Source organism: Corynebacterium sp. (genome assembly GCF_012838985.1).
Classification (GTDB): Bacteria; Actinomycetota; Actinomycetes; order Mycobacteriales; family Mycobacteriaceae; genus Corynebacterium.
The window spans coordinates 1-7,368 of record NZ_DUOE01000065.1 but is presented as its reverse complement, the minus strand read 5'-3'; the positions used below and the strand labels follow the sequence as shown (position 1 = coordinate 7,368).

Genomic DNA, 7,368 nt, shown 5'->3' with positions numbered 1-7,368 from the left:
GGTGAGGGGCAGGGTGGCGTGGGGCACGGCGGGTGTCCTTTGTCGTGGGGGAGGGGTCAGTGGCATCACCGGGACTGTACGAACGGTGATTCGTATGGAAAGTGTGAGGCAGGTTTCAATTCCTGTCAAGCGTCCGCGGGGAAATCCCCTGCCGCGGCACCCTGCCGGGGGTGGACTAGGCTGATTCGGGGCGGTCCGCCGGTAGGGCGGGCACGCAGGAATGAAGGGCACAACATGGCGAATCAGAGCAGGCGGGACCAGATCGCGGCCGCCGCGACCGAACTTTTCGCCCAGCGCGGGTACTTCGGCACGGGGATGGAGGACATCGCCACCGCCGTCGGGATGGGCACCTCGAGCCTGTACAACCACTTCCGCTCCAAGCAGGAGGTGCTCTCCGTCGTGCTGCTGCGCACCATGGAGGACCAGCTGCGCACCCACGCCCGCGCCCTGGCGGGGGCGGTGGATCCGGTGGACAAGCTGCACCGGAGCATGATCGCCCACGTCCAGTTTCACACCGAGAACGTCGTGGCCACGCGCGTGATCAACACCCAGGTCACGGCGCTGGCGGAGCCGCACCGCAGCATGGTCCACCAGCTGCGCCGCGACTACGTGTCACGGTGGCAGGCGATCATCGACGAGGGCGTGGGGTCCGGCCAGTTCACCGTGGCGGACCGGCGCATCACCTGTTTCGCGCTGCTGGACATGGGTATCGGCATCCCGCTCTGGTACGACCGGGACGGCCGGCTCAGTCAGCAGGAGCTCATCGACTGCTACGCGGACATGGCGCTGCGTCTGGTCGGTGTGGATCCCGCGGTGGTGCGGGATTCCGCGGCCGACTGACGAATCACCGTTCGTCTGCCGCCTGTCCCACCAGCGCCCCGCGCAGCGACACGAGGTGCACCAGCCCGCCGAGCAGCGGCCCGGCGATGAGCGCCACGCACACCCCGGCTTCCAGGGACAGCGGGGCCAGCCACAGCACACCGAACGCCCCCACCGAGGCCGTCGCCCACCCGAGGACGTAGCCCTTGTGCTGCTCACACGCCAGGGTCGCCGCACCGGTGACCATGAGCGCCCCCGTGCAGGCCGACGCGAAGGTGAGCACCGCCAGCAGCCCGCCGGGCACGAAGTACTCGGGCCGGAAGAAGACCGTCAGGATCCACGGCCCCAGCAGCCCCGCGGCCCCCGCCCCCAGCAGCCCCGCCCCGAGCACCACCAGCACCGGCACGGCCGCCGCCCGCAGGAGTGCCTCCCGCCGCTCCACGAAGCGCACGATGAGCGCCGACTGGAAACGCTGCAGCGGCACCAGGATTGGGGCGCGGGTCAGGATGACGGCGTTGATGATGCCCGCCACCGTCACCACCGCCCCGGCGTCCGGCTCCGAGGTCGACTGCACGAAGACCGGGAAGCCGGTGATCAACGCCGCGGAGGAGCCGGTGGCCAGCATGGCGGAGCCGACGCGGCGGGTGAAGGCGGCGCGGGAGACGTCGACAAGCACACCCCGGGGCACACCCCGCAGCACGACGAGCCAGCTCAACGCACCGATCACCGTGATGACCAGGAACGCGGACATGCCCCAGCCCAGCTGCCAGGCCAGCAGGGCCAGCAGCAGACGCACGCCCGAGTCGAGGGCCACCAGCCCGGCGTAACGGTTCCACAGGCCGAGCCCGGAGAGGATACCCGACAGGACCGCCTGGAAGGCGTACGTGAGCAGGCCGAAAGCCAGGAACATGGTCGCCAGGGGAGCGGGTGCCTCGCCCCGCATCAGCGACGGCAGCCACACCATGCCGATGAGCAGCGCCACCACCAGGACGGTCCCGCCGATCCACGCGCCGAGACGCCAGGGGCGGCCTGACCCGTGCTGCCCGGTGGAGCGGGCGGCGGACACCCCGCGGGTGGTCTCCTGCATGAGGCCGTCCAGGGCGCCGGTCGCGGCGAAGAACAGACCCCAGTAGGCCTGGAACGCCGCGAAACCCCCGGGGTCGAGGGTCCACGACGCCAGGTACATGACGACGAAGCCGGCCAGTGCGGCGAACACCGTCGCCAGGCTCAACGCCCTCATGCGGCGCTCACCCCGGGAACTCCGGCAGGGCCTTCTGGTGCAGCCAGGCGTGCCAGAGCTTCTCGACGTCCCCCGCCGGCACCCCGACCTCGGCCGCCGCGGCCAGGACCTCACGCTTGAGGTCGACCGGTTCGACCACGGAATGCCGGCCGGCGGAGACGTAGCGGCGCAGCATGCGGAAGAAGGCCTCGTCGCCGAGGAGGACGCGCAGGGCGTGGACGGTCAGGGCGCCGCGCTTGTACACGCGGTCGTCGAACATGTCCTTCGTGCCGGGGTTCGACAGGAGGAGGTCCTGCGGCTTGCGGCGCAGCTCCTCGTGGTGTTCGCGGGCCGACACCGCGGCGTGGCGGTCGGCGGAGTGCTCGAACCACAGCCACTCGGCGTAGCAGGCGAAACCCTCGTTGAGCCAGATGTCGTTCCACTGGGCCAGGCCGAGGGAGTTGCCGAACCACTGGTGCGACAGCTCGTGGGCGATGAGGCGTTCCCAGGCGTGGTCGCCGCGGACGTGGTTGGAGCCGAAGATGGACAGCCCCTGCGCTTCGAGGGGGATCTCCAGCTCGTCCTCGGTGACCACCACGGAGTAGGAGTGGAAGGGGTAGGGGCCGAACAGGTCGGTGAAGACCTCGATCATGCGCTGCTGGTCGGCGAATTCGGTGCGGGCGGAGTCACGCAGGGCGGGCGGGACCCAGGCGCGGACCGGTACGGTGGCGTCGGGTTCGGAGAGCATGAGCTGGATGTACTCGCCGATCTGGACGGTCGCCAGGTAGGAGGCCATCGGGTGGTCGACCCGGTAGTGCCAGCGGGTGCGGGAGCCGGAGGACTTCTTCGACAGGAGGGTGCCGTTGACGGCGACCATGTAGGGGCTGTCGGTGGTGACGATGATCTCGTAGCGGGCCTTCTCGTCGGGGGTGTCGTCGCAGGGGAACCAGCTCGGTGCGCCCATGGGCTGCGAGGCGACGAGGGCACCGTTCTCCAGCTCCTCCCAGCCGAGGTCGCCCCACGGGGAGCGGATCGGCCGTGGGGTGCCGCCGTAGCGGATGACCAGGGAGAACTCGGTGTCCACCGGGACCGGCTGCGCGAAGGTGACACGCAGCTTGCCGCCGGACTGGCGGAAGCGGGCCACTCGGACGGGCACGCCGGCGCTGCCGGTGGCCGTGACGTGGGAGACGCGCAGCGCCGACGACAGGTCGAGCGTCATCCACGGCAGTTCCCGCCAGTTGTCCAGCTGCAGCGTGGCGACACCCGCCAGGCGGTTGGGCCCCACCCGGTAGTTCAGGTCCAGGTGGTAGGAGCGGACGTGGTAACCGAGGTTGAAGTCGACCCCGGTGTACTCGTCGCGGATACCGGGGACGGGGGTGGTGCGCAGCCTGTTTCTGGTCATGATCCTGACGATGTTACCGAGCATCTATCCCACCTTCTGAGTGAGCCACTCGAAGATCAGTGCCTCCACGCGCGCCACCTGTTCGTTGTCGGCGGCGCCGGCGTGCCCGCCCTCGGTGTTCTCGAAGTAGTCGACCGGCTGCCCCGCCTCCCGCAGCGCATGGGCGAACAGCCGCGCGTGGGCGGGGTGGACGCGGTCATCACGGGTCGAGGTGGTCACGAGCGCCGGGGGATACTGCTTCTCGACGACCCCCTCCACCCTGTGCAACGGGGACCACGACTCGATCGCGGCCCGTTCCACCGGGTCGGCCGGGTCGCCGTACTCCGCCATCCAGGACGCGCCCGCCGACCAGGTGTGGTAGCGGAGCATGTCGGTGAGCGGCACCTGGATGACGGCCGCCCCGAGGCGCTCCGGGTACATCGTCAGTGCACCGGAGGTGAGCAGTCCACCGTTGGAGCCGCCGCGGACGGCGATCTGCTCCGGCCCGGCGTAGCCGCGCTCCACCAGGTCCGCGAGCACCGCCTCATGGTCCTCCCACACCTTGTGCCGGTTGGTCTTGACCACCTGGGTGTGCCACCCGGGGCCGAACTCACCGCCGCCGCGCAGATTGGGCTGCACGAAGTGGCGTCCCTGCTCCAGCCAGCCGATGCCGCGGACCGCGGAGTACCCGGGGGTCAGCGACACCTCGAAGCCGCCGTAACCGCCGACCAGCGTGGGACGGGGGCCGGACGAGAAGTCGCCGGTGATGAAGTAGGGGACACGGGTGCCGTCGGCGGAGGTGACCCAGTGCTGGCGGGTCTCCAGGCCGGTGGCGTCGAAGAGCGCGGGCGAACGGCGCACCACCTCCGGGACCAGCCCCTCGCCGAGGTCGAGGCGGTAGAGGGTCGTCGGCTCGGTGAACGAGGACGTGGTCAGCCACACCTCGTTGCCGTCGAGGGGGCTGGTCGCCACGACGGAGGCCGTGACCAGCGGCGGAAGCTCCAGGTCGCGGCCGGGCTGCGTCGGGTCCGCCAGCGGGTGCACGGTGACGCGGGTGGCCACGTCGTCCAGCAGCGTGAGCACCACGTGATCGGCGGTGAAGGCCGTGGACTGCAGGGAGACGTGCGGCGTCGGCAGGAAGACCGGTCGGATGTCGCGGGCCCCGCCGAGGAAACGGTCCAGTTCGATGACGCCCAGACCGCCGGCGGGGATCCCGCCGAAGGCCTCACGCGGGGCGAGGAACAGCCACTGCCGGTGGATGATCGTGTCGCAGTCCTCCGGGATCTCCAGGACCTGCAGGGAGGCGTCCGGGTCGAGCGGGGCGACGCACTGGCGGGTGCGGTAGAAGTCCAGCGCCCGGGAGACGACGATGCGCTCATGGCCTGGCGTGGTGTCGGCCCACGCGCCGACGGCGACGTCGTCGTGGCGGCCGGAGGTGTAGACGGGGGCGTCGAGAAGCTCGGTGCCGCGGCGCCACACGCGCACCTGCGCGGGGTAACCGGAGGTGGTCAGCGAGCCCTCGCCGGTGTCGGTGCCCACGAGCAGGGTGTCCAGGTCGAGCCAGCTGACGTCGGTCTTGGCCTCGGAAAGCTCGAAGCCGTCCTCGCGGAACGTGCCGGTGAGCAGGTCGAACTCGCGGATCACCGTGGCGTCGGCACCGCCCCGGGACAGGCGCACCAGCGCGCGGTCGAAACCCGGGGTGCGCACGTGCGCACCCTTCCACACCCAGTTCTCGTTCTCGGCGGCGGCCAGCGCATCGACGTCGACGAGCTCCTCCCACTCGGGGTCGGCGCTGAGGTAGGAGTCGAGCGTCGTGCGGCGCCACACACCGCGCACCCGGCGGGCGTCGCGCCAGAAGTTGTAGAGGTGCCCGCCGCGACGGATGACGAACGGGATGCGGTCGTCGATGTCGAGGGCCGCGCGGATGCGGTCCCGCAGGCCGGGATTCTGCAGGTCACGTTCGGTCGCGTCCGACCACTCCTGCGCCCAGGCCAGGGCCTCGGGGGAATCGATGGACTCGAGGAAAGCGGTGTCGGTCATGCTGTCCAGGCTACGCGGCGCCGGAAACGCGGCAGCGCCGCCCACCCGGAGGTGGACGGCGCTGTATCGGCTCGGACCGGACTAGACGTCCAGTGCGCGGGCGTAGGTCGGCCAGGAGTGGTTCAGGTCGTCGATCCAGTAGTTCCAGGAGTGGGTACCGGTCGGACGCAGGTTCCAGTCGGCCGGGATGCCCAGGTTGTCGAGCTTGGCCTTCAGGTTGTGGGTGCAGACGTTGGTGGTCGCCTCGATGATGCCGCCCTCGACGATGAGGGTGGCGGCGCCGGAGGAGGCGACGGCCGGGTCGTAGCCCTGGGCGATGTAGTGGCCCGGCATGTCCCACGCACCGGCGAGGCCGGTGGCGTTGGAGATGTAGAGCTCGGTGCCGCGCAGGCCCTCGGCGTGGATGAGGGCGTCGTTGGCGACGTTGTGCGGGGAGCCCATCGGGCCGAACATCTGGGCGGCGGTGGCACCGGCGCGGTTGACGGTCAGCTCAGCGGAGTAGTAGCCCACCGGGGAGACGGTCTCGGCGCAGCCGGAGAAGGAGCCGGCGACGTCGAAGAACTTCGGGGCCTTCTCGGCCAGCAGCAGGGCGGAGGTGGCGGACATGGAGTAGCCGCCGATGCCGCGCTTGCCGTTGGCGTTCATGTACGGCTCGATGCCGCCCGGGAGCTCGCGGAGCAGGAAGGTCTCCCACTGCTGCTTGCCCTCGAGGTAGCCGTTGCCCGGGTTGTGGGAGTCGTCGGCCCAGTTGATGTAGTAGGAGAACGCGCCCTCCATCGGGATGACGACGTTGACGTTCTTGTCCCGGTAGAACTCGACGATCGGGGAGGAGGCGATCCAGTCCATGTTCTGCTCCGCGCCGCCGGCGCCGTTGAGCATGTAGATGGTCGGGCGGGACTCGTCGAAGTTGCCGTTCGGGGTGATGATGGCGATCGGGATGTCACGGCCCATGGACTCGGACCACGCCTTGACGTGCTTGACGCGGTCGTCGTCCTTGGTCAGCTTGCGCCACTCACGGGAGCCCTCGGTGATCGAGGCCTTCGGGAAGTCCTTGATCTCGGAGGCGCGGTGGTCGCCCTGGACCTGGGCGATGGTGGTTTCAGCGGCGACAGCAACCGGGGCCGCGAGAGCGGAGGCACCGATGGCGAGGGCCGCGACCGGTGCGGCAATCTTGCGGAGGAACTTCATGGAGTGGCTTCCTAGGTTCGTTGTTGCGAAAGTGTTCTACTTCTCTACGACGCACGACAGCGGAGTGTCCGCGCCTTCACAGGGGTACATCGTAGCGGCTGTTCCGTATGTTAACGGCCCACCCCCGAAAGTGCTTATCCGGCGGGGGTGGAAGGGTCAGCGCCGACCTGCATTCAAGTTACTGGAGTTATGGGTGGTGGGCAAGTGTTTGGAGTGTCATAATGCGATGATCGCATGTGAGGGAAGTCGCGTAACATTTCGCCGCAGAGTGCCGTTAGTACCCACTGACGCCTGAACAACCCACTGACTTCACAGAGAGAAGGCACACATGTCCATCTTCGAGCAGATCATCGTCGCCATCAACAACTTCGTCGGCCCGGGCATCCACGCCCTGTCCTCCGCCTCCTCCAACGCCGCACTGGCGATCGGCCTCTTCTAGGTCGCACAGGAGCACCTGCCCACGAACGCCCCGGCCCCCGGCCGGGGCGTTCGTCGTTGGTCCCGGAGCGGCCCCCGGACCGCCCCCGAAAGGGCGGGATGCTTTTGCGGGGGCACTAACCGGTGACACAGGGGGTACGGTCACCTATCCTTGGTGGCGTGACTGAACATTATGACGTTGTTGTACTCGGTGCGGGCCCCGGTGGCTACGTCGCCGCCATCCGCGCAGCCCAGCTCGGCAAGAAGGTTGCGGTCGTCGAGAAGCAGTACTGGGGCGGAGTCT

Annotated in this window: 6 protein-coding genes; 2 read left to right on the top strand and 4 right to left on the bottom strand. The window is 69.3% G+C overall.

Translation table 11 applies throughout. The features are described 5' to 3' along the window. Nucleotides 1–234: 234 nt before the first annotated feature. Nucleotides 235–840 carry a TetR/AcrR family transcriptional regulator gene (locus GXZ33_RS03840; protein WP_291339515.1) on the top strand — a complete coding sequence of 202 codons (606 nt, stop codon included), beginning with the start codon at nucleotides 235–237 and terminating at the stop codon, nucleotides 838–840. Between the two features lie 4 nt (nucleotides 841–844). Here the strand turns inward: GXZ33_RS03840 and GXZ33_RS03835 are convergent, their stop codons facing one another. The 4 genes from GXZ33_RS03835 to GXZ33_RS03820 all read right to left on the bottom strand — a co-directional run bounded on the left by GXZ33_RS03835 (nucleotide 845) and on the right by GXZ33_RS03820 (nucleotide 6,647). Next, entirely contained in the window at nucleotides 845–2,059 is a 1,215-nt protein-coding gene (locus GXZ33_RS03835) for a hypothetical protein (RefSeq protein ID WP_291339514.1), read from the bottom strand. Between the two features lie 7 nt (nucleotides 2,060–2,066). Then, nucleotides 2,067–3,440 carry a M1 family metallopeptidase gene (locus tag GXZ33_RS03830; RefSeq protein WP_291339517.1) on the bottom strand — a complete coding sequence of 458 codons (1,374 nt, stop codon included), beginning with the start codon at nucleotides 3,438–3,440 and terminating at the stop codon, nucleotides 2,067–2,069. A 24-nt stretch (nucleotides 3,441–3,464) separates the two neighbouring features. After that, nucleotides 3,465–5,459 (bottom strand): prolyl oligopeptidase family serine peptidase, encoded by a 1,995-nt coding sequence (locus tag GXZ33_RS03825; RefSeq protein ID WP_291339513.1) that lies wholly within the window; start codon nucleotides 5,457–5,459, stop codon nucleotides 3,465–3,467. A gap of 81 nt (nucleotides 5,460–5,540) precedes the next feature. Continuing rightward, nucleotides 5,541–6,647, bottom strand: coding sequence for an alpha/beta hydrolase family protein (locus GXZ33_RS03820; protein ID WP_291339512.1), 1,107 nt, complete (start codon nucleotides 6,645–6,647; stop codon nucleotides 5,541–5,543). Between the two features lie 585 nt (nucleotides 6,648–7,232). Here GXZ33_RS03820 and GXZ33_RS03815 point away from each other — a divergent pair. Continuing rightward, a partial coding sequence (locus GXZ33_RS03815; protein ID WP_291339516.1) for an FAD-dependent oxidoreductase occupies nucleotides 7,233–7,368 on the top strand: 136 nt, incomplete at its 3' end.

Bases quoted from the DNA above. Each gene is read 5' to 3' on its own strand.
- GXZ33_RS03840 (WP_291339515.1), top strand. From the start codon at position 235: ATGGCGAATCAGAGCAGGCGGGACCAGATCGCGGCCGCCGCGACCGAA.
- GXZ33_RS03835 (WP_291339514.1), bottom strand. From the start codon at position 2,059: ATGAGGGCGTTGAGCCTGGCGACGGTGTTCGCCGCACTGGCCGGCTTC.
- GXZ33_RS03830 (WP_291339517.1), bottom strand. From the start codon at position 3,440: ATGACCAGAAACAGGCTGCGCACCACCCCCGTCCCCGGTATCCGCGAC.
- GXZ33_RS03825 (WP_291339513.1), bottom strand. From the start codon at position 5,459: ATGACCGACACCGCTTTCCTCGAGTCCATCGATTCCCCCGAGGCCCTG.
- GXZ33_RS03820 (WP_291339512.1), bottom strand. From the start codon at position 6,647: ATGAAGTTCCTCCGCAAGATTGCCGCACCGGTCGCGGCCCTCGCCATC.